Annotated in this window: 23 protein-coding genes and 1 tRNA gene; 17 read left to right on the plus strand and 7 right to left on the minus strand. The window is 69.4% G+C overall.

Annotated features, from left to right (window positions below; genetic code table 11):
• Positions 1–73: 73 nt before the first annotated feature.
• A complete protein-coding gene (locus tag OHO83_RS22675; RefSeq protein WP_266672596.1) occupies positions 74–328 on the plus strand; it encodes a transposase in 255 nt (84 codons plus the stop codon).
• A gap of 545 nt (positions 329–873) precedes the next feature.
• On the opposite strand, the gene OHO83_RS22680 is transcribed toward OHO83_RS22675, so the two are convergent.
• The gene (locus OHO83_RS22680) at positions 874–1176 is read right to left on the minus strand and encodes a hypothetical protein (protein WP_266672594.1); all 303 of its coding nucleotides are present in this window, start codon (positions 1174–1176) and stop codon (positions 874–876) included.
• 603 nt (positions 1177–1779) lie between these two features.
• Between OHO83_RS22680 and OHO83_RS22685 the strand changes: the two genes are divergently transcribed.
• Positions 1780–2472, plus strand: a complete 693-nt coding sequence (locus tag OHO83_RS22685; protein WP_266672593.1) for a hypothetical protein — start codon at positions 1780–1782, stop codon at positions 2470–2472.
• Between the two features lie 425 nt (positions 2473–2897).
• Positions 2898–3188, plus strand: coding sequence for an Imm32 family immunity protein (locus tag OHO83_RS22690; RefSeq protein WP_266672591.1), 291 nt, complete (start codon positions 2898–2900; stop codon positions 3186–3188).
• A 224-nt stretch (positions 3189–3412) separates the two neighbouring features.
• Here OHO83_RS22690 and OHO83_RS22695 read toward each other — a convergent pair whose 3' ends face one another.
• From OHO83_RS22695 to dcd, 3 genes are all read right to left on the minus strand, one after another.
• Complete coding sequence (locus tag OHO83_RS22695; RefSeq protein WP_266672589.1) at positions 3413–3622, minus strand: hypothetical protein; 210 nt, start codon at positions 3620–3622, stop codon at positions 3413–3415.
• Positions 3623–4667: 1045 nt separating this feature from the next.
• On the minus strand, positions 4668–5177 hold the full coding sequence (locus OHO83_RS22700; protein ID WP_266672587.1) for a phosphoribosyltransferase: 510 nt from the start codon (positions 5175–5177) through the stop codon (positions 4668–4670).
• Between the two features lie 8 nt (positions 5178–5185).
• Positions 5186–5761, minus strand: a complete 576-nt coding sequence (gene dcd / locus OHO83_RS22705; protein WP_100596440.1) for a dCTP deaminase — start codon at positions 5759–5761, stop codon at positions 5186–5188.
• A 525-nt stretch (positions 5762–6286) separates the two neighbouring features.
• Between dcd and OHO83_RS22710 the strand changes: the two genes are divergently transcribed.
• A tRNA-Gly gene (locus OHO83_RS22710) sits at positions 6287–6357 on the plus strand.
• A gap of 141 nt (positions 6358–6498) precedes the next feature.
• Here the strand turns inward: OHO83_RS22710 and OHO83_RS22715 are convergent.
• On the minus strand, positions 6499–7371 hold the full coding sequence (locus OHO83_RS22715) for a hypothetical protein (RefSeq protein WP_266672585.1): 873 nt from the start codon (positions 7369–7371) through the stop codon (positions 6499–6501).
• Between the two features lie 402 nt (positions 7372–7773).
• Positions 7774–8142 (minus strand): hypothetical protein, encoded by a 369-nt coding sequence (locus OHO83_RS22720; protein WP_266672583.1) that lies wholly within the window; start codon positions 8140–8142, stop codon positions 7774–7776.
• A gap of 322 nt (positions 8143–8464) precedes the next feature.
• On the opposite strand from OHO83_RS22720, the gene OHO83_RS22725 reads away from it, so the two are divergent.
• From OHO83_RS22725 to OHO83_RS22745, 5 genes are all read left to right on the plus strand, one after another.
• Entirely contained in the window at positions 8465–8695 is a 231-nt protein-coding gene (locus OHO83_RS22725) for a hypothetical protein (protein ID WP_266672581.1), read from the plus strand.
• A 160-nt stretch (positions 8696–8855) separates the two neighbouring features.
• Positions 8856–9299, plus strand: coding sequence for a DUF6325 family protein (locus tag OHO83_RS22730; protein WP_266672579.1), 444 nt, complete (start codon positions 8856–8858; stop codon positions 9297–9299).
• 41 nt (positions 9300–9340) lie between these two features.
• Positions 9341–9616: an SHOCT domain-containing protein gene (locus OHO83_RS22735; protein ID WP_266672577.1), complete on the plus strand. Its 276-nt coding sequence runs from the start codon at positions 9341–9343 to the stop codon at positions 9614–9616.
• A 149-nt stretch (positions 9617–9765) separates the two neighbouring features.
• Positions 9766–10740, plus strand: coding sequence for a phage baseplate protein (locus OHO83_RS22740; protein ID WP_266672575.1), 975 nt, complete (start codon positions 9766–9768; stop codon positions 10738–10740).
• Positions 10741–10958: 218 nt separating this feature from the next.
• Positions 10959–11933 carry an SCO2400 family protein gene (locus tag OHO83_RS22745; RefSeq protein ID WP_266672573.1) on the plus strand — a complete coding sequence of 325 codons (975 nt, stop codon included), beginning with the start codon at positions 10959–10961 and terminating at the stop codon, positions 11931–11933.
• Between the two features lie 92 nt (positions 11934–12025).
• On the opposite strand, the gene OHO83_RS22750 is transcribed toward OHO83_RS22745, so the two are convergent.
• Complete coding sequence (locus OHO83_RS22750) at positions 12026–12982, minus strand: ACP S-malonyltransferase (RefSeq protein WP_266672571.1); 957 nt, start codon at positions 12980–12982, stop codon at positions 12026–12028.
• A gap of 166 nt (positions 12983–13148) precedes the next feature.
• Here OHO83_RS22750 and OHO83_RS22755 point away from each other — a divergent pair, with 166 nt between their 5' ends.
• From OHO83_RS22755 to OHO83_RS22790, 8 genes are all read left to right on the plus strand, one after another.
• On the plus strand, positions 13149–14771 hold the full coding sequence (locus OHO83_RS22755) for an acyl-CoA carboxylase subunit beta (protein WP_266672569.1): 1623 nt from the start codon (positions 13149–13151) through the stop codon (positions 14769–14771).
• Entirely contained in the window at positions 14768–14986 is a 219-nt protein-coding gene (locus OHO83_RS22760) for an acyl-CoA carboxylase subunit epsilon (RefSeq protein WP_266672567.1), read from the plus strand. Before OHO83_RS22755 ends, OHO83_RS22760 begins: the two co-directional genes overlap by 4 nt.
• A gap of 146 nt (positions 14987–15132) precedes the next feature.
• Entirely contained in the window at positions 15133–16197 is a 1065-nt protein-coding gene (locus OHO83_RS22765) for an AfsA-related hotdog domain-containing protein (RefSeq protein WP_266672565.1), read from the plus strand.
• On the plus strand, positions 16194–17240 hold the full coding sequence (locus tag OHO83_RS22770; protein WP_266672563.1) for a 3-oxoacyl-ACP synthase: 1047 nt from the start codon (positions 16194–16196) through the stop codon (positions 17238–17240). Before OHO83_RS22765 ends, OHO83_RS22770 begins: the two co-directional genes overlap by 4 nt.
• 38 nt (positions 17241–17278) lie before the next feature.
• Positions 17279–18922: an FAD-dependent monooxygenase gene (locus tag OHO83_RS22775; protein ID WP_266672561.1), complete on the plus strand. Its 1644-nt coding sequence runs from the start codon at positions 17279–17281 to the stop codon at positions 18920–18922.
• A complete protein-coding gene (locus tag OHO83_RS22780; protein WP_266672559.1) occupies positions 18919–19953 on the plus strand; it encodes a beta-ketoacyl-ACP synthase III in 1035 nt (344 codons plus the stop codon). Before OHO83_RS22775 ends, OHO83_RS22780 begins: the two co-directional genes overlap by 4 nt.
• Positions 19954–20018: 65 nt before the next feature.
• Complete coding sequence (locus tag OHO83_RS22785) at positions 20019–20276, plus strand: acyl carrier protein (protein ID WP_116511893.1); 258 nt, start codon at positions 20019–20021, stop codon at positions 20274–20276.
• Positions 20273–21514, plus strand: a complete 1242-nt coding sequence (locus tag OHO83_RS22790; RefSeq protein ID WP_266672556.1) for a beta-ketoacyl-[acyl-carrier-protein] synthase family protein — start codon at positions 20273–20275, stop codon at positions 21512–21514. The genes OHO83_RS22785 and OHO83_RS22790 overlap by 4 nt, the downstream gene beginning before the upstream one ends.
• Positions 21515–21565: the final 51 nt, after the last annotated feature.

The following is a 21565-nucleotide window of genomic DNA, read 5'->3' on the forward strand; positions in this document are numbered from 1 at the left end:
CGTCTGCTGAGAGCCGTGATCTCGGTTCGGTGATCGCTTCCGGCAGCCACGATCGAACTGGTAGATCTCTCACGTGCCGCGACGCGAACTGAACGATGAAGACGGGGAGTTGGTCCGCCCTCACCTGCCGATCGGGCAGTACGGCCCCTATCCGGAGCACCTGCGTGACCAGCTGGAAGGGCTCATCTGGCGGTTCCGCACAGGCAGCCCGTGGCGGGACGTCCCTGAGGCATACGGCTCCTGGTCCAGGGTCTACGACCGATTCGCGCAGTGGCGCGCTGCCGGGGTGTTCGCCGCCGTGATGGAGGCCGATTTGAACCCACGGTGACTCGCGCCACGACGGTTTTCAAGATAGTTCACGCTCTTGCCCCCTCGTGAAGACTTCAACGCACGCGGGTTAATCTCCCCGCGGAGGGGTGCTATGACTTCGTGGATCATGTTGGCCTGTGGGTGCTTGTTGGCGTCCTTGGGGGTGCTGACTTTGAGCGGTCGGCATGGAGCGCGGTACAGGCATCCCCAGAAGGCTGGTTGGGGTTTCATCTTGTTCGGTGCCGGTTTCGCCTTGGACGGAGTGCCGAGGCTGGCCGGGTGGTCCTTCGGAGTGGGCTCGGGCCTCGCCGGCGTGGCCATGATTCTCATCGTGAGCGGCGCGATGCTTCAGTTCCTCGGCGGCCCAACACCAAGGGCGGCCCGACTCCTGACATCAATGGCTGACACCAATAAACCCGAGCCGCGGCGGGCAGCGGCGAACGGCAGCGGTTGGCCGGCCGTGGGAGATCAGGGCGCGGCCACTGGCGATGATGGCCCACGATTGACCTGATAAGGATGAGGCCATGGCCCCAGGTCCGTGATCACGAGGGCACCGTCCCGCTCCTACTTACGAACCGCCAAGCAGGCGAAGATCACCACGCCGACGCCCAAGACGGACAACTGGACGACTCCCGAGATGCGCCACCGTAGGGCGACAAGGCCAACACCTGTCACCGCCGCTGCCCCTGCCAAGATCCACACCGCACGCCACGCAATCCTTGGGGCCTCCGGCACATCTTGCGGGTTCCAGTTATCCCTCCATCCGGTCCATGAACAGCTCCAGAGGAACCAAGCGATCACCGCCAGATCGGCGATGAGAAGAACCACGGCGACCGCGATTTGCCGAAGGGCAGAAGGCTCGCTCATGCGTTCAGCGTCCTCCGCCCGTCTCCGTTCCACATGAGCACTCCTACTCAGCGTGAACCAAGATCAGGCCGTTCGCGGGGCCGTCTCCGGGCCGTGGGAAGACGCTCGGCGGTGACCAACGATGGCAACTGCCCACAGCCGAAAAGCAGGTCACGCCGCTGATCATCTACGCAGCCGCCGGCAGAAGTTCCGCTGTGCAAGTTGAGGAACTTCAGGGGTTTCCCGTGCCAGATCCAGCGGGGAGCCACGGGGAAGCGCGCTGAGACGCTGACCTGCGAAAGTATCGCTCTACTGGGGTGCGTCGCCCAACGCAGGGCCGCGAACTCGGACCACGCGGATTCACTGTGATGGAGCGGAGCGACGCTCACGCCCACAGCACTGCTTGCGCACTGCGCCGACGGGCAGCGTGCGCCACAGCCCACACTCATGCGCTCCGAGCATCAACCCCGCCTGCCCGAATTCCTGGTGCTGTGCTCCGCGTGTCACAGGACGCCGATACGGTAGCGCGTCCGCACAATGAGGCCACGGCGCTCGAAAGGACACGATTGTGGCCGGTCCGGACTGCGCCAGCCTCGCCGACCCGAACCCGAGCGGCAGCCGAACATGACCGGACAGCACCCCTCCAATGCGAGCAATCTGCACGAGCCGCAGCAGGCGGTATACGGCGAGGCCCGCTGGCCGATGGCCGGAGCCGTCATCGCCGCCGCGGTGCTGACTCTGCTGCTGCCCGACGACCTGCGCCTGGGGCCCCGCTGGGTGCTCCCCCTTGTCGAAGGACTGCTCCTGATGGCGCTGATCGCGGGCGACCCGGTTCGAATCAGCCGCCGCTCGGCTGCCATGCGTGCGGTATCGATCGCCCTGGTCAGCGTGCTGGCGTGCGGCGCCATCTGGTCGACCCTCCAGCTGGTCGACGACCTCATGCACGGTGGTCGCGAGACCAACTCCGCCGATGCCCTCCTGCGGGTCGGCGGCAGCGTGTGGGCCTCCACCGTCCTCGCGTTCTCCCTGCTGTACTTCGAACTCGACAGCGGCGGAGCCGCCGCCCGGGCCCACTCCATGGCGCCCACCCCCGCTCTCGCCTTTCCCCAACACCTCAGCCCCGAACTGAACGCCGCGCACTGGCGCCCCCGCTACATCGACTACCTGTACCTCGGATTCACCAACGCCACCGCCTTCAGCCCCACCGACGTCATGCCACTGGCCCCTTGGGCCAAGATCGTCATGGCTGTCCAGTCCGTCATCTCCCTGCTCATCCTCGGACTCGTCGTCGCCCGAGCCGTCAACGTCCTCGCCTGACGACCCGCAGCGGCACACCACCGCACGGCGAACCGCTACGCCTGAACGCGAAGCCCGGAAGGCCATGGCCGATGGGATCACGGGCGTTTGGGCAATGAGGGACGACACCGTTGGTCCGCGCAGTCCGGGCCGGTGAGTGCCGGCACGAGCGGATCCCTGTCAGTCATGCACGCAATTGGCCGAGCCCGTCGGCACGTCTGGTGGGGTTGGGTGGATCGGCCGGACGAGCCGTTGGAGATCTGCCCTGTGCCGGAGCTGTTCCGCTGACATCCAACGCTGGTGCAGCCTTGGGCGTATGCAGATGGCTACCGGAAGCACAGTTGGGCCCAGCCAAGGCCGAAGCGGATTGAACATACAAAAAAGCAGTGGTCTCGCCCCCTCTGGGGGGGGCAAGCAGCGTCGAGCGGACCGGCATCATCAGCAGCATGGTCCCCGAACGCGGTAGCGCGCCTACTGCCAGCACCCAGGTCACGACCACGACTGATGGTGTCGCGCAGATCTTCACCTGGGACGAGGACGCACGTATAGAAGTACGCGACCTCGGCAGCGAGGTCGTCATTGAGGCGAACGCCGCAGGGCTCAGAACGCTGGCCGGCCATCTACTCACACTCGCCCAGGACGGTGTTCCGGACGGGAGCGATCTGCACATGGAGGACAGCAACGGCCTTGAGGACGGGTCCGTCGGCTTGGTCCTGGAACGCAGCGACGACGAGTGACGTGCGCGGGGCAGACAGCCTTCGGGAACCAGGTGCTACGCCAGACTTCGACTCTGTCGAATACGTGTCGAAACACGTCCAACTAGCCTCGACAGCAACGGCATTACCCCAAGTCATGTGCGTACAGAATCGCCTGCACCAAGGCGCCTTCTAAGCACTTGGCCAACTAACAGAGGCCAGCCGGGGCGATCACCCCACAGCACGAACCCTCTGGCCAGGGAGCTTCACGAGTAGAAGCCGGCCCAGTACTCGTCATGACCGCACGTGAAGTCCTCTGGCCGCTCTTCCCTCAAGACGTCGTACCGAGCGACGAAGGCGTCCAGAGCCTCGTGGAGCGAGCAGCCCAGATGGTCACGAAGGATCTTGAGGCCGCGAATGATCTGGTTGCCGAGGATCTGGTCGTCGGCAAGGCTGACGGTTGAGCCGTTAGTCATGGCTGGGATCGAAGCCGTGCGATGAGTTCCTTGGCAAGGCCTTTTCCCCGTGCCACAACCGTGCCAGATCCAGCGGGGAGCCACGGGGAACGACAGTCGCGAGCAGAGCCTGAATCCCGCGTCCGCCGAAGCGCTTCTTCCGCAGATCAGCTGCAGGGTCACCCCACCTCGCTCCTGAAGCGGGTGTCGCAGGTTCGAATCCTGCCGGGGGTACAGACAGAAGGGCCAGTTCGGAGGCTTGATCCTCTCGAACTGGCCCTTCGCCATGATCGCGGCCGTCCGAACAGTGCCGTGATCAATCCTCACAGTCGTTCGTACAGTGGCGCGCTCCACCTGGACGCCAGGACCCGCGCCCGCTCCACATGCGTGTGGGTCGACGGCAGACGGGATGACAGCGGGGGCAGGCTGTGACTGGGGTGCGTGCTCCTCGCGTGCCCGATCCGTCGGGAAGCCGAGGGAACCACGGGGAGCCACAGCAAGGCTCCGACCCAGGTCAGCGAAGGTGCACGTCCTCGCACGTGGCAGCTCCCGCCCAAAGTCTCTCCATGCCGACCTTCGCTGCCAGGCGCACGGACCGATGGTAATCGCGAAGCGTAGCGCCCCGGCCCCATTGACGCCAGGAATTGAACACGTTCAATATGATGTTCGCCGCTTCCTTGAGGCGTCGCAACCGGGCATGTGCGAGACACGAGAGGCAGGGTCGCATGGCTGCCGACCAGCATCAGCGGATACGACGTGCATTCATGGGCGCCGCGTTGGGATCTGCGGTGACATTCCCTGATAAGCAGCGAGTTGCTGATCGCGTATCCACTGCTGATCCTGGGCACGGCGCGTGACGACCCCGCCAACCAGCACACCCACGGTGGCGAGCAGGGCACCAGCGACCGTCGTCACCAGACTCTCCAGCACCAGGCCCCCGTAAGCTCCGATGTCCTGTCGATCGGGGAACGATGCTACTGATCACGGAACAGCAGCGGGGTGCTCATGCTTGAGGCCCCTCGGTGATCACCGGGGGGCTCAAACGTGGCGTGCGAATCGTCACACGTCAGAGAGCTTCTTTGTTCTCCTTGGGCGCCTCGCCAGACTTATGTACGGGAGGCAAGACACTCCACGGGAAATTGATCCAGTCGTCCGTGCGCTTCCACACGTACTCGCACTTCACGAGCGAGTGCGACTTCTCGTAGATCACGGCGGAGCGCACCTCGGCCACGGTGTCGAGGCAGAAGTCGTGGACCAGCTTCAGCGTCTTCCCGGTGTCGGCGACGTCATCGGTGATGAGCACCTTCTTGTCCGAGAAGTCGATCGCGTTGGGCACGGGCGCCAGCATGACGGGCATCTCGAGCGTCGTCCCCACACCCGTGTAGAACTCGACGTTCACGAGGTGGATGTTCTTGCAGTCGAGGGCGTACGCGAGTCCGCCGGCCACGAAGACGCCGCCGCGCGCGATGGACAGCACTATGTCCGGCTCGTACCCGTCGTCGGCGATCGTCTGCGCCAGCTCGCGCACGGCGGTGCCGAACTTCTCGTACGTAAGGTTCTCGCGTACGTCACTCATGCTGCTGCTCACACCTGTGTTCGATGGAAGTTGAGGAAGGAACGGGAGGCCGTGGGCCCGCGCTGGCCCTGGTAGCGGGACCCGTAGCGCTCGTTGCCGTAGGGGAACTCGGCGGGCGAGCTCAGCCGGAACATGCACAGCTGGCCGATCTTCATGCCCGGCCACAGCTTGATCGGCAGCGTCGCGAGATTCGACAGCTCCAGCGTGACGTGCCCGGAGAACCCGGGGTCGATGAAGCCGGCGGTGGAGTGCGTGACGAGCCCGAGCCGCCCGAGGGAGCTCTTGCCCTCGAGGCGAGAGGCGAGATCGTCCGGCAGCGAGATGACCTCGTACGTGGAGGCGAGCACGAACTCGCCGGGGTGGAGGATGAAGGGCTCGTCGCCCTCCGGCTCCACGAGGCGCGTCAGGTCGGCCTGCTCCACCGCGGGGTCGATGTGCGGGTAGCGGTGGTTCTCGAACACCCGGAAGTAGCGGTCGAGCCGCACGTCGATGCTCGAGGGCTGCACCATGGATTCGTCGTACGGATCGATGCGGACCCGCCCGGCGTCGATCTCGGCCCGGATGTCCTTGTCTGAGAGAAGCACGTAGCGAGGATACGCAGAGCGCGCGGGCCCGCCACAATCCGGCCATTGCACCGCGACTGTGGCGCACCCGCGCGCCTGTCCTTCGGCTACGCGCCGACTACCGCTTCTCGAACTCCACAGGAACCGCGTTCCTCAGCCGCGCACACCGCGGACATCGGATCAGCCGGCCGGGTCCGAGCCGGTCGGCCCGCTGCATCGGGAACGAAGCGGTGCTGAACACGTGCCCCTCGGCACAACGGACGAATGTGCGCTCCATCGAGTCCCAGAGTCCCTTCCCCACGAGCCACTCAACCATTTCTGGCCGACAACGAGGGGTCACATTACGGGATGAAAGGGACGCCGCTCCAGGCGGCACTCCGGACACGGAAGGACCCTCGAAGCCGGCCCCACCGTACGCCTCAACTCCCTTCACCCGCAGTCACATCCAGCACGCACAACGCAGCCGGGCCCCGCGGTGAAAACACCGGGGGCCTGGCATGAGGTACAGTGAGCGACGTTACGACTCCGGATCAACCGGCGTCTTACGCGGGTGTAGTTTAGTGGTAGAACATCAGCTTCCCAAGCTGAGAGTGCGAGTTCGATTCTCGTCACCCGCTCCCTATGTGAGGCCCAGGTCAGCGACCTGGGCCTCGTTCGTTGTCCGGACCTGTTCAGTTGTCGCGCACCACCGACTGCCGACGGCCCCGGAAAGATCCGGGGCCGTCGACTTCCCGTCGCTGGGCCAGGTCTCTGGCGTGTCAGCCGGCGCAGTTCGGGACGGGAATGTCGCTGCCGGCGCAGTTGGTGGGCGCATTCCCCCTGACTCGGGAGGCGACCAGAGAAACGGTGCCGCCGCTGTTGAGGATGCCGCCGGGGGCGAGGGCGGACGTGTTGTTGTTGACGTTGCTGGACGTGATGTTCGTGGTGCCGCCGCCGACGTTGGCGATACCTCCGGCCCGGTTCCCGGGAGCGTGGTTCTCATTCACGTCACTGCTGACGATGCGCAGCGTGCCGTCGTTGGCCAGGCCACCTCCGACACCGCCGGTGGCGGTGTTGTCGGTGATGCGGCTGTTGATGATGGTCATGTCTCCGTCGTTGGCGAGGCCGCCGCCGTTCACGTTGGCGGTGTTGTCGAAGACGGAGGTGTTCACGATCCGGGTGACGGTCCCCGAACCGCCGCCGATTCCACCCGAGAAGTTGGCCTCGTTGTCGTGGATGCTGCTGCCGGTCACGGTCAGCCTGCCGCGGTTCGCGATGCCGCCGCCGAAGTCGGGCGCCTTACCGCCGGTGATGGTGGTGTTCGTGAGCGTGAGGTTTCCACCGAGGGCGACGGAGAGAATGCCGAACGCGCCTGCCGTGGCGTCGCGGGTGATGGTGGTGTTCCGGCCGACGATGGTGATCGTCGCCTGGATGGACGGCAGCGCCGTGACGAGCGAATAGGTACAGCCCCGTGCCAGCACCAGGGTTCCACTCCCTGCGGTGTTGGCGTTGGTGATGGCGGAAGACAGGGCAGTCTCGTTGCACGGGACGACCGTCTGCGCAGATGCGGGAGTGGCCGTGGCGACGACCGTCGCGAGGGCTGCGACACACAGTGCCTGCGCGGCGAGTACCGACGGCTTACGAGTGAACATGGGCAGGTGGCTCCTTCGGAAGTCCCGGATCCGCGGGGTGCTCCCCGCACCGAAGTCGGCGGCGCCGTATCTCGGGGGAGCGGAGTTGATGTTGCCCATGTCGTCGCGTGGCAGTTACGGGCTGGAGGGGGCTGTCCACCCGGACGGTCCAGCCGGTTCCGTCCGACGGCCGACAGGGGGCATCCGCGACTTGGCCGCACAGCCGTGGCCCGGCGTCCTGTCACCCCTGCTTGCCGAGCCGAGAAGGCGAGTTCGATTCTCGTCACCCGCTCCATCACAGATGGCTCCATGCAAGAGGCCCAGGTCAGCGACCTGGGCCTCTTGCTGTGTGCTTCCGATGCGACGGTGGATGTGAGCCTGACCTGCCGGCCTGTGCCTCGGGTTCCGAGGAACTACGACGGGTCAGCGGTGGCACGACCTCTGTCCCTGGCGGAGCCCGGACTTGAAGCCGTCCTTGAAGCCGCGCCGGTAGTCCTGCTGCGCGTTCCTGTGCGCGACGGTGGTGGCTTGTCGGCCCTTCCCGTCCCCGTACCCGTGACCGTGCCGCTTGCAGTGGTGCGACCCCTGGCGGAATCCGGACCTGACGCCGTCCTTGTAGCCGCGCCGGTAGTCCTGGTGCGACTTGGGAACCTTGGCGGTCGTACTTGCGCTGACGTGGGTCTCGCTCGGTGTGGCCGCGGAGGCCTGCGTCCAGCCGAGGGGCGCAAGCCCCATGGTCGCGGCGACGAAGACCGAGCTCAGGACGACCCGCTTTCTTTTCATTGCGAGCATAACTATCCCCTTGGGCCAGTTTCTCACATAGAGCCAAATCCACTTTAATCGCCCACATGGGCTTCGCAACTGCACTGGAGATCCAGCAGCGTGAGAGGGGTGGACGTACCGGCGATTCCGTGAATTCGGTCCGCATAAAGCACCATGACGCTCTGTCACATTTGGAGAGTTCGGGCCGACCAGCCAATTGGGCGTGGGATTAAGCCGGTTCAGGAACATTCACATGCGTTCAGCAGTGCGACCGAGCTGAGCGGACACCGGTCCGGAACGTCACGAGCTACGCTCTCGCCCGCACCAAGGGGAGGGGACGATCGTCGTGGCCATGGGACTCGCGGGGATACCCGGCAGAGAGTGGATGATCCGGAACGCGAAGGGGCGGAAGTTCCAGTACGACTCGGAGGAAGAGGCGTTCGCGGAACTCGCCGAGCACGGGGAGGGTGCCACCGTCTGGACCCGTGACATCTACCGGGTGCTCTTCATCACCCGGTCCGTCGACGGCTGGAAGCAAGTCCCCGACCCGCGCGACCAGCGCGGGAACCGGGGTAGCTCCTGACGCCGGGGGGCGGCCGGATGAGCGTGCACCGACGTGCGGGGGCACTGGACCGGTGATGCAATGGGTCTACCGGGAGCCCCGGACACCGAGGGTTACGAACCACCTTTTACGCACACCGGGGGCCACGCACACCAGGGCTGACGAACACAGGGGTTGCGCCGTGAACGACGAAGTCGAAGAACTGGGGCCGATCGACTATCTGGTCGTGGAGTTCCCCGGCAACCGCATGACGGGAGAGGGCCTGCCCCTCCTGGTCGATCTCGTGGACCGCGGCCTCATTCGCATCCTCGACCTGACATTCGTCAGGAAGGAGGAGGACGGCTCCGTGAGCGGCCTGGAGATCGCCGACCTCACCGGCGACGGCGAGCTCGACCTGGCCGTCTTCGAAGGCGCGTCGTCCGGCCTCCTGGGCCAGGACGACATCGAGGAGGCCGCAAGCGCCCTGGAGCCCGGCAGTTCCGCCGGCGTCCTGATCTACGAGAACCGCTGGGCCGCGCCCTTCGCCGCAGCTCTCCGCCGCGGCGGCGCCAGGATGGTCGCCTCCGGGCGGATCCCGGTGCCTGCCATCCTGGCCGCGCTCGACAGCACGGAAGCCGCTCACTGAGCGGCTGCCGACAGCCGCCGACGAGCAGAAGGGAAACCGCCATGCCAGGTCTACTCCGTGGGGTCGCGCGCACGGCCGTGGTCGCCGGAACGGCGACCGCCGTGTCGAACCGTGTGAGCCGCCGTCAGCAGGGGCGCTGGGCCGCCCAGCAGGAATACGAAACTCCGGCTCCCCCCGCCGCGCCCCCTACCGCTCCCATGACCACCGATATGACGAACAAAATCGAACAGCTCAAGCAGCTCGGTGATCTCAGGGACCAGGGCGTGCTCACCGACAGCGAGTTCGAGGAGCAGAAGCGCAGGCTTCTCCAGTCCTGACCGGATCCGCCGGACCACGCGGGACCGCCGGACCGCGTGACGGTGCCTCAGCGCGACCGGCAGACGGTAGGCGTACGGGCGAAGAGCACGGGATCCCCCTTGCGTAAAGTCTGGGGACTCGGATTCCACTCTTCCTCAGGAGTTCCCTCATGGAGCACAACTCCCGTACGTCACTGACCCGTCGAGGGTTGCTGCGCACCGCCACCGGGGCGGGGCTCGCCGCGTTCGGGGTCGGGTACGGGGCCGCGAGTGCTGCCGCCTCGGTGGGCACGACCTCACGGTTCGATCTGTCGCAGCCGTCGTACGACCTGTTCCGCGACAAGAACCTGCACAGCAACCGCGTCCAGCAGAGCTTCGCGTTCGACTCGGTCAACAAGCGCCTGTTCGTCGCGGCCAAGCGGCTGGACAGCCCGGAGTCGGCCGGTGACCTGTGCATCAGCCAGCTCGACTTCGCCGGCAACTACGTGTCGTACATGCACCTCAACGGCTTCGGGCACGGCGTCGCCTTCGGCGTGCGGCCCGTCGGCAGCACCAGCAATCTGTGGATCGAGACCGACGCGAACGGCAACGGTTACGGCACCAAGCTCGCCTTCATCGGGTACAACCCCGGGACCACCGTCGACGCCGCGTCGCAGGGGTTCGGGAAGTTCCAGCCGATCTCCGGCGCGACCGAGTACACCTGCTCCATAGACCCGGTCTACAACCGCATGATCGTCCGCTACCACAAGGACGGTGCCAAGCACATCGCCGTCTACGACCTCGCGGACACCGACAACGGCGACTTCAGCTCGCCCGTCGCCATGTTCACCCCGCCGGCCATCTCCGGCACGCCGCAGGGATACACGCTCTACGGCTCGTACATGTACTTCATCACCGGTGACGGCTACTCGGCGTCCAACCCCGACCCGGGCAACACGTACATCACCAGCATCAACATCAACACCGGTGCCATCGCCCAGGGCCCCACCCTGACCAAGGCCGGCTCCACGCTGGTCTACCGGGAGCCCGAGGGCCTCGCGATCTACCGCACCGACGCGGGTGAGTCCCGTCTCTTCCTCGGCTTCGCCTCCGGTGAAGAGGGCGACCGGCGTTCCAGCATCTTTTACAAGAACGCGCTGGTCTGAGGGGTAGGAGGAGCGAGCTTGTGAGGTGACGGGCCCGGATCGCTGCTGCGGTCCGGGCCCCTTCTGTCACAGCGGTCACACATCTTCGCAGGAGCATCACACCGTGTGCGCATCGCCTTCGGAAAGCGTCGATAGCGTTGCTGGCCGCTCGATCTCGCGTGCGAACGTGACCAAATGCCCGGCGTCCCGGCGGCGCAGTCAGCCACAGAAAGACCGAAATGGACTACTGCTCCTCCTGCCGTCGGACCCTCAACGGGGCTCTGGTGTGCCCGGGTTGCGGCGCGTACGCCCCGGACATAGCCCCGCCGGCGACGACGTCGTTCTCGTCTTTCCCCTCGTCCTCGGCCCCCTCGGCGCATGCGCCGGCCCCGGCCTCCCCGTCGTTCTTCGGGGGTTCCCCCGCCGCCGACCGTGACCACGGTGGTGGCTCCGCGGGCGCCTCCGGGGCGTACGCCGCCGCCGGCTCCGCCGACCCGTTCGACGACTTCGACCCCTTCTCCGCGGCCAAGGCCTTCGACACGGCCGACGCGGGCGGCGAGACCGCCGCCGGTTCCGTGGACGTCTCGGCGACCGTGGCCGCTTCGCAGGGCGGCCGCGCCGCACGGCGGCGGAAGCTGGCGCAGTGGAAGAAGAACAAGCGCCGGGCCGTCGCCGCGACCGCCGTCGCGATCGTCGGTGGCGGGCTCACCATCGCCGCGCTGCCGAACGACGCCTCCCCCGACCGCACCCACGCCTCCGCGGCCCCGGACCCGGTGACCACCTCGCCGGCCCTGGCCAACACGGACGTCGCTACGGACACGCCGGACGACCGGGCCTCGCGGAGCGGCAGCGACCGTTCGCACAAGTCCACCGGCCCGCGGCACGCCCGCCCGGCCGACGCGCCCACCCCGGCGGCGCCCACCGCGCCGACCGGCGCCCCGCGCCACGCCGCCCCGGCCCGCAGCGCCGCGCCGCACACCACCGCCGCGCCGGCCGCCGCCGCACACACGGCCACCCCCGCCGCCCCTGCCCCGCAGACCTCTTCGCCCGCGTCGGCCGGCCAGTCCGGCAGCGGTACGGGTGCCGGCTCGGGTACGAGTACGGGTTCGGGTTCGGGGTCGTCCGGCGGGACCCAGGCGACCACGCCCGCACCCGCTCCCAGCACGGCGTCACCCGAGCCCATCTGTGTGCTCGGCCTTCTCTGCATCAGCTGAGTTCCGCCGCAACGACCGAGGCCCGGCCCGGGGTTCTGACCCCCGGGCCGGGCCTCTGCGCGTACCGACGCACGTACCGGCGCAGGTGACCGCTACGCCGCCACCGCCAGTGGCGCGGGCGTCGTGAACTTGTGGGCCGGTACGCCCGGCAGCACCCTGCGGGCCAGGCCAGCGAGCGTGCCGCCGGGGCCGATGTCCAGGAACGCGGTGCAGTCGAGTTCCTCGTGGAGCGTGTTCAGGGACTCGACCCAGCGCACCCTGCTGACGAGTTGGCGGGTGCTGAGTTCCTGCCACTGGCTGCCGCCGTAGTGCGCGCGGGCGTCCACGTTCGCGACGACCGGCAGCACGCCCGCCGCGAAGTGGGTCAGCTCCAGGGCCCGGCGCAGGGCCGCGCTCGCGGGCTCCATGTAGGGGCTGTGGCAGGCGGCCGTCACCGGCAGGACGCTGTAGCGCAGGCCGGCGTCCGCCGCGCGGGACGCCGCCGCGTCGATCGCCGTACGGCTGCCCGCGATCACCGTCTGCTGAGGGCTGTTGTGGTTGGCCACCCACAGGTCCGCGCCCTCCTGCCGGAAGGTGTCGACGAGGGCGGCGACCTCGTCGACGTCGCCGCCCATGACGGCGGCCATCGCTCCCGGCCGGCGCCGGGCGACCTCGGCCATGGCACGGCCGCGCTCACCCACCAGCCAGGCGCCGTCGGCGACGGAGAGGACACCGGCCGCGACCAGTGCCGTGTACTCGCCGAGGCTGTGGCCCGCGACCGCCACGACCCGGGCTTCCGACTCGCGCCTGCGCAGCTCCGACCACGCGAGCAGGGAGGCCGTGAACACCGATATCTGCGCGTGGTCGGTGCGCGACAGCGTCTCCTGGTCGGCCGTGAGCAGCAGCTCGGCGACGTCGAAGCCGGAGGCGCGCGAGACGGACTCGACGAGTTCCCAGGACTCGGTGGCGCGCCAGGGCTCGCCCATCCCGGGCCGCTGAACTCCCTGTCCGGGAAAGAGGACGGCGTAGCGCGGCGAGGAGTCGGACGACTCGTGGAGGTGCGTGGTCATGATCTTCCCTTCCGGTGGCGGTCGGTATGCATCGTGCGGCCCGCCCGCTCAAGGCGTGGAAAAGGAATGCTGTTTTTCCCGGCCTTGAGTCGCGCATTGCCGCCCGCCCCGAATCCTTTTCCCCGGGTGGCGCCATTCGGGTGCCGGTCGGATGGGAGGACATGGCATGACCACTGTGGTCGAGAAACCCGTCGCACAAAGCCCGGACATCCCCGGGGAGAGTGAGCCGGAGCGGCCCGACAGCGTGCATGTGCGCGTCGAGGAGCTGCGCCGGCTGCGCGCCGAGGTGCACGCGGGACCCGGGGTGCGGGCGACCCGGGCGCAGCACGACCGGGGCAAGCTCACGGCCCGCGAACGCATCGAACTCCTCCTCGACGAGGGTTCGTTCACGGAGCTGGAGCCGCTGCGCAGGCATCGCGCGACCGGCTTCGGCCTGGAGAAGCGCAGGCCGCACACCGACGGTGTGATCACGGGCTGGGGCACGGTCGAGGGCCGTCAGGTCTTCGTCTACGCGCATGACTTCCGTATCTTCGGCGGCGCTCTCGGCGAGTCCCACGCGGCGAAGATCCACAAGCTGATGGACCTCGCCGAGGCGTCCGGCGCCCCTCTGGTCAGCCTCTGCGACGGCGCCGGCGCCCGTATCCAGGAGGGCGTCACGGCGCTCGCCGGATACGGCGGGATCTTCAGCCGCAACGCCCTGTCCTCGGGGGTGATCCCGCAGATCAGCGTGATCCTCGGGCCGTGTGCGGGAGGCGCCGCGTATTCGCCGGCGCTGACCGACTTCACGTTCATGGTGCGGGGCGTGGCGCAGATGTTCATCACCGGCCCGGACGTCGTGCAGGCGGTCACCGGGGAGCGCGTGAGCATGGACGAGCTGGGCGGGGCGGACGTGCACGCGTCGGTCTCGGGTGTGTCCGCGTTCGCGTACGACGACGAGGTGTCCTGCCTGGAGGACGTGCGCTATCTGCTCTCCTTCCTGCCGTCGAACAACCGGCAGGCGCCGCCCCCGGTGTCCACCGACGATCCGCCGGACCGGCGCACCGACGCGCTCGCCGACCTGGTGCCCGCCGACCCGGCCCGCGGCTACGACGTGAAGGCCGTGATCGAGGAGATCGTCGACGACGGCGAGTACTTCGAGATCCAGCCCGACTGGGCGAACAACGTGGTGTGCGCGCTGACCAGGATCGACGGGCACGTCGTCGGCGTCGTCGCGAACCAGCCGATGTCCAGCGCCGGCGTGCTCGACATCAAGGCCAGCGAGAAGGCCGCGCGGTTCGTGTCGCTGTGCGACGCCTTCAACATCCCGCTGGTCACGATGCTCGACGTGCCCGGCTTCCTGCCGGGGGTCGACCAGGAGCACAACGGCATCATCCGGCACGGCGCGAAGCTGCTGTACGCGTACTGCAACGCCACCGTCCCGCGCATCCAGCTGATCCTGCGCAAGGCGTACGGCGGCGCGTACATCGTGATGGACTCGCGCTCCGTGGGCGCGGACCTCTCCTTCGCCTGGCCCACGAACGAGGTGGCGGTGATGGGCGCCGAGGGCGCCGCCAACGTCATCTTCCGGCGGCAGATCGCCGCCGCCGACGACCCCGCCGCGATGCGCGAGCAGATGGTCAAGGAGTACAAGGCCGAGCTGATGCACCCGTACTACGCGGCCGAACGCGGCCTCGTGGACGACGTCATCGAGCCGGGCGAGACCCGGGCCGTGCTCGCCAGGTCGCTGGCCATGCTGCGCACCAAGCACCGCGCGCTGCCGCAGCGCAAGCACGGGATCACCCCGCTGTGAGCGCCGCGAGCGGCTCCGACGTGCTGCGGGAGGCCGCGTTCCGTGTGGTGCGCGGCAACCCGACCCCCGATGAACTGGCCGCGCTGGTCGCGGTGTTGACCGCGACGCTGCGCTCCCGCGCCGACGCCGGCGAGGACGCCCCCGTGGTGCCCGTCCGCGCGCAGTGGGACCGGCCCGCCGACGGCTACCGCAGCCCGCTCGCCTGGGCGGCCTGAACCAGGCCCCCCGGCCTCTTGAGGCCGCCTTTAGTGAACGCTTTGCCACCCCCCTCGACAATGGAATCAAGCGAGGAAAGAGAAAAGGAAATCCCGGAGTTCGGGAGAATTCCCCGCTCGCCTCGCGCCGCATCAGGAGGACGAATATGAACGCCGAGACCGCCGAATCCCCCGCAGTCAAGACCTGCCTGCCGGGCGCCGCGAACCTCGAATTCATGCGCACCGTGGACCGTTCCCTTCTCCACCGCTGGGCGCTCTCCGAGGTCTTTCTGACGGACAGCCGGCAGACCGGCGAGGACGACTACCTCGCCGCGGCCCAGCTCCCCCCGTCCCACGCCTACTACACCGAGCACACCTCACGGCTCGGCGCCCCCGACCCGATGCTGCTCCTGGAGTGCTGCCGGCAGGCCGAGACGTACGGCGGGCACGAGTTCGCCGGGGTGTCGCGCAAGAGCAAGTTCCTGCTGCGTTCCTGGTCCATGGAGCTGCCGGGTCTGCTCACCCTGCCCGAGGAGGAGACGCCCGGCGAGCTGCGGATCTCGGTGCGCACCAGCAACCGCCGCGGCACGCCGGGCGATGTGCGCCGGCTGACCTTCGGCATCGACATGAAGCTGGCCAAGCGCTGCCTCGGCTTCGTCAAGATGGACGTGGGCTACATACCGGCCGAGGTCTACGACGCCGTGCGCGTCCAGGGCCGCGGCAAGCCACTCGTCCCCTTCAAGGACATCCCGCGCGAGAACGCCTATGTGGCCCCGCACCTCGTGGGCCGCAGCTCCCCGTCGAACGTGGTGCTCGCCTCCGCCACCGTCAACACCGACAACGCGCACGCCACGGTGCGGATCCCCCTCGACAACCGCAGCATGTTCGACCACGGCCAGGACCATGTGCCCGGCATGGTCCTCATGGAGGCCGCCCGCCAGCTGTGCCTGCTCGGCGTCTCCGACCTGTGGGGCGCCTCCGTCAGCCGCACCACGGTCGCCGGCTTCGACTTCGACTTCATGCGCTACGCCGAACTGGACGCGCCCACCACGGTCCACATCCGCAAGACCGAGCCGTACGCGCACGAGGACAACCTCAGCCTGATGCTGCCGGACCTGCGGACCTTCTACATCGACTTCGTGCAGGACGGCGACGTCATCGCCTCCGGCCGGATGCATACCACGACGTCCGCGGCGGTCACCGCGCTGCCCGAGGGGGAGGAGTGCCTGTGATCCCCGGCCATGTGTGGCTGTCGGCCGCCCAGTGGCTGCCGCCCACCGCCGAGAAGACGGTCGACGCGCTCGCCGACGGCCGGGTGACGGCCTCCGAGGCCGACGCCATGGGATACGAGCAACTGCCCGTGTCCGCCGGGGAGTCGGCGCCGCAGATGGCCGTACGGGCCGCGCACCGCGCGCTGTCGCGGGTCGGCGCGAAGGCCGGGGACCTGTCGGCCACCCTGCACGCCTGGACCTACTACCAGGGCCACGACTTCTGGTCGCCCGCCCACTACGTGGCGGCCGGAACCGGCGCTCACGGAGCGGTCCCCACCGGCATCCAGCAGATGTGCAACGGAGCGGCGGCGGCCCTGAGCACCGCGGTGGACCGCATCACGGCCGACGGGGGCAGCGCGCCGGTCCTCGTGACCACGGCGGACCGCTTCGCCCGGCCGGGCTTCGACCGCTGGGCCGGCGACTACGGCGTCTGGTACGGCGACGGCGCCACCGCGGCCGTCGTCGCTCGGGCCGCCACCGCCGACGACGTACCGGAGGGCGCGCTCACCCTGCGCGCCCTGCGGACCCGGGCGGTCCCCGCGCTGGAGACCGCCCACCGCGACACCGGTGCGTTCCACCCGGCGCCGCACACGAGCAGCACCGCCGTGGACGTGCGCCGCACCAAGAAGGCCTTCCTCGCCACGCAGGGCAAACCGGAGTTCCTCGGCCGGCTGCGGCGCGAGACCAGCGAGGTCCTCGCCGACGCCCTGCGCGACGCGGGCATCGGCCGGGGCGGCCGGGAGCTGCGCACCGTACTGCTCCCGAGGCTCGGCCGGGCCACCGCCCGCGACGTGTACGGGCCGGCCGTCGCCGAGGTCACGGACGCGCCGGTCGCCGACCTCGGAGACCGCACCGGGCACCTCGGCGCGGGTGACCTCCTGTCCAACCTGACCGCACTGTCCGCGGGCGCGAGCCCGTACCGCCTCGAACGCGGCGAGTACGCCGCCGTGCTGAGCGCCGGCGCGGGATTCACCTGGAGCGCCGTCGTGGTGCACCGCCCCTGACCGCCGTAGCCACCGACTCGACGAAAGGCACACCTGTCATGACGATCCCTCTGCGCGAGGGCCCCGGCGGACGACGTCCCGTCCTCGTCGTGGGCGCGGGCCCCGTGGGCCTGGTGCTCGCCACCGAACTGCTCAGCCAGGGCGTCCCGGTGAGACTGATCGACAACTCGGCCGCCGGGCCCGTCCAGCACTCCCGGGCCAGCGTGGTCTGGCCGCGCAGCCTGGAGCTCCTCGGCCGGATCGGCGCCGCCCAGGGCGTCGTCGACGCGGGCAACCGCCTCGACTCCGTGCAGTACTACTCCGACAAGCGGGCCATCGGCACCATCGAGATGAGCCGGCTGACCGACACCCCGTACCCGTTCGGCGTGGTCATCCCCCAGGACACCACCGAGGAGGTCATCCGCACCCGGCTCGCCGCGTACGGGGGCGAGATCGAGTTCGGGACGCTCACCGGCCTCGACACGTCCGGGCCGCGCCCGGTCGCCGAGGTGGAGGGCGCCGAGGGGCGCGTCGAGCAGATCGAGGCGGACTGGGTGATCGGCGCGGACGGCGCCCGCAGCGCGGTCCGCGAGTTCGCCGGCATCGAGCTCCTCGGCACCGGCAACGACGTGCTCTTCGCCATCGGTGACGGTCCGGTCGACGGCGACATGGACCCCCACTCGCTCGTCTACTGCTACTCACGCACCGGCGCCCTCGGCATCGCGCCGTTCGGCAACGGGCAGTTCCGGCTCGCGATCAGCGTGCCGGACTGGGACAAGGAGCAGGGCCCGCCGCGCGAGCTGTTCCAGCACTTCCTCGACGAGCGCTCGCCGCGCCCCGGCCTGGTCGGCAGGCTGGACTGGTCGACGATCTTCCGGGCCCGGCGCAGGGTCGCCGAGACGATGCGCGCGGGACGCGTGTTCCTCGCGGGCGACGCCGCCCATGTGTTCAGCGCGGCCGGCGCGCAGGGCATGAACACCGGCATCCAGGACGCGGTCAACCTCGCCTGGAAGCTCGCCGGTGTCGTGGGCGGCCTGTTCGAGCCGGGCATCCTCGACACGTACGACTCCGACCGGCACCTGGCCGCCGAACGCATCGTCCTGACCACCGCCAAGCAGACCAGCTGGGGCCTGTTCAAGCGGCGCCACGAGATCGCGGCCCGCGACGGCGCCCTGCGCCTGGCCTCGCGTACCGGTCTCCTCCAGCGCTTCGGCGGCCCGCTGATGGCGCAGCACGACGTCAGCTACCGGCCCGCCGAGTCCCTGCGCGACACGCTGCCCGGCCTCACCCGCAAGGTCCGCGCCGGTGACCGCCTCCCCGTGTTCGCCGCGCACGGCACCCCTCAGAAGGGCGCCGAACGCTGGCCCTCGATCGACCCGGCGCGGCTCTCGCTGCTGCTGTGGGCGGGCGAGCGCCAGGACTCCGGCTGGGTGGCGGACCGGGAAGCGCTGACGGCCGCCGCACCCGAGGACGTGTGCGTGCGGGACATCTCCGCCTGGCCGGGCTTCGCCCCCCTCCTCGGCAAGGACCCCAAGGCCGTACTCGTACGGCCCGACGGACACATCGCGGCACTGACCGCGCCCGAACCGGCCGAGGTGCGCTCGGCGCTGCGCCGCGCGGGCAGCTCCTTCAAGGCCGTGGCGCGTCCCGTACGGACCGTGCCCGCGCCGGCCGCCCACGAGGTCGAGGAGCTGGCCTCATGAGCCGCGCCGCCGTGGTCTGCGGTCTGGGCGGCGCGCTGCCCGCGACCGCCGTCACCAACGAGGAACTCGCCACCCAGCTGGACACGTCCGACCAGTGGATCCGTACGCGTACGGGCATCGGCCTGCGCTATGTCGTCGCACCGGGCGAGTCCACCTCGGACCTGGCCGTCGCGGCCGGGGAGCGCGCCCTGGAGTCGGCCCGCAGAAAGGGCACTGACAACGACACCGAGGCCGACGTGGACCTGGTGGTCCTCGCCACCAGCACGCCCGACCGGCCCTGCCCCGGCACCGCGCCGGGGGTCGCCCACCGGCTCGGGCTCGGCACGGTCCCCGCGTTCGACGTCGCGGCGGTCTGCACCGGGTTCGTGTATGCCCTGGCCACCGCCGCCTCCATGATCACGGCGGGCGTGGCCCGGCGGGCCCTGGTGATCGGCGCGGACACCTTCTCGACGATCCTCGACCCCGTCGACCGCACCACCCGCGCCATCTTCGGCGACGGCGCCGGAGCCGTGGTCCTGCGGGCCGGCGAGTCCGGCGAACCCGGGGCGCTCCTCGGCTTCGACCTGGGCAGCGACGGCGGCGGCGCCGACCTCATCACGGTGCGCGCCGGCGGCTCCCGCCAGCGCTCGACGGGTGAACCGCCCGCCGAGGGCGACCAGTACTTCGCCATGCAGGGACGGCCTGTCTTCACCGAGGCCGTGATCAACATGAGCGAGTCCTCGCAGCGCCTCCTCGACCGCGTCGGCTGGACGGCCGGCGACCTGGACAAGGTCGTGGCGCACCAGGCCAACGTCCGCATCCTGCACGCCGTCGGCGAGCAGCTGGGCCTGGAGGAGAAGCAGATCGTGGTGAACCTGGACCGGGTCGGCAACACCGTCGCCGCCTCGATCCCGCTCGCCCTGTCGGACGCGGCCGCCGCGGGCGACCTCGAACCGGGCCACCGCGTGGTCCTCACGGGCTTCGGCGGCGGCCTCACCTGGGGCTCGGCCGCGCTGGTCTGGCCGGACATCGAACCGGTCACACAGCCGTAGCCCGTGCACCCAGAGCCTCAACTCACCTCACACACCATCCATTTCACACAATTCAGGAGTCAGTCATGACCGCTCTTTCCGTCGAGTCCTCCCTCAAGCACCAGGTCTCCGGCCTCATCAGCGACAAGTTCGGCCTCGACGAGGCGGAGCTGCTGTCGGGCGCCACGTTCGACGAGCTCGACATCGACTCGCTGATACTCGTCGAGCTCAGCCTGATCCTGCGCAAGGAGATGGGCATCGTCCTGGTCGAGGGCGAGCTCAAGTCGTCCTTCACCCTCGACGAGGCCGTCGCCGTGATCGCCGCGAAGGCGGACCAGGCATGAGCGGGGTGGCCCGGGGCCGCGGAGTCGCGGTCACCGGTATAGGCCTCGTCACCCCCGCCGGTATCGGCGTCGACGAGAACTGGCGGCGCGTCCTGTCGGGCGTGTCCGCCGCCACCACCGACCCGGAGCTCAAGGGCGAACGGGTCGACATCTCCTGCCGCGTCCCCGGCTTCGACGCCACGGCCGAACTGGGCCGGCGCAACGCCTGGAAGCTCGACCGGTTCGCGCAGCTCGCCATCGTCAGCGCGCGGCAGGCCGTCACGGACGCGGGGCTCGACTGCGGATCCTGGGACGGCACCCGCGTCGGCGTCGTCATCGGGAACTCGCTGGGCGGCGTCGCCACCCTGGAGAAGCAGCTGCGGACGTACTTCGAGGGCACGCCCGACGACGTGTCCGCGCTGATGATCCCGATGGGGATGGTCAACATGGTCGCCGGGTACGTGGCCATGGACCAGAAGATCCACGGCCCGAGCCTCGTCACGGCGACGGCCTGCGCCTCCGGGGCGTCCGCCATCGGCACCGCCCGCGAGTGGCTGCTGTCCGGCCTGTGCGACGTGGTCCTCGCCGGCGGCACCGAGTCGGCGATCAGCCCGGGCACTCTCAACGGCCTGTCCCGCATGGGTGCCCTGTCGGCCCGCACGGACGACCCGGCCGCGGCGTCCCGTCCCTTCGCGCACGACCGGGACGGCTTCGTGGCCGGTGAGGGCGCGGCCATCCTCGTACTCGAACGGTGCGAGGACGCCACCGCCCGCAACGCGCGGCGCTACGCCGACATCGCCGGGTTCTCCGCGACGTCGGACGCGCACCACGCGACCGCGCCCCACCCGCAGGGCGCGGGCCTGGCCCGGGCCCTGCGGGATGCCCTGAGCGACGCGGGGGTGTTCCCCGACGAGGTGGAGCACGTGAACGCGCACGGCACGTCGACCCCGATGAACGACCTGACCGAGGCCCGCGCCCTGCACTCGGTGCTCGGCGACCGGGCGGCGGTGACCTCCACCAAGGGGGTCACCGGGCACACGCTGGCCGCGGCCGGCGCGGTCGAGGCCGCGTACACGGCGCTGGCGCTGCACCACGGCGCCCTGCCGCCCACCGCCAACGTGGACTCGCTCGACCCCTCGATCGACGTCGACATCGACGTGGTGACGGGCCGGGCACGGCAGAAGAGGATCCAGGTCGCCGCGAGTACGTCGCTGGGATTCGGGGGGCACAACGCCGCCCTCGTCCTCACCGCCGCCTGAACGGGCCGGGGCACCGGCGCCCCGGCCCGGCACCACCCCACATACCGCTAC

The sequence above is a fragment of the Streptomyces sp. NBC_00569 genome (assembly GCF_036345255.1).
GTDB lineage: Bacteria > Actinomycetota > Actinomycetes > Streptomycetales > Streptomycetaceae > Streptomyces.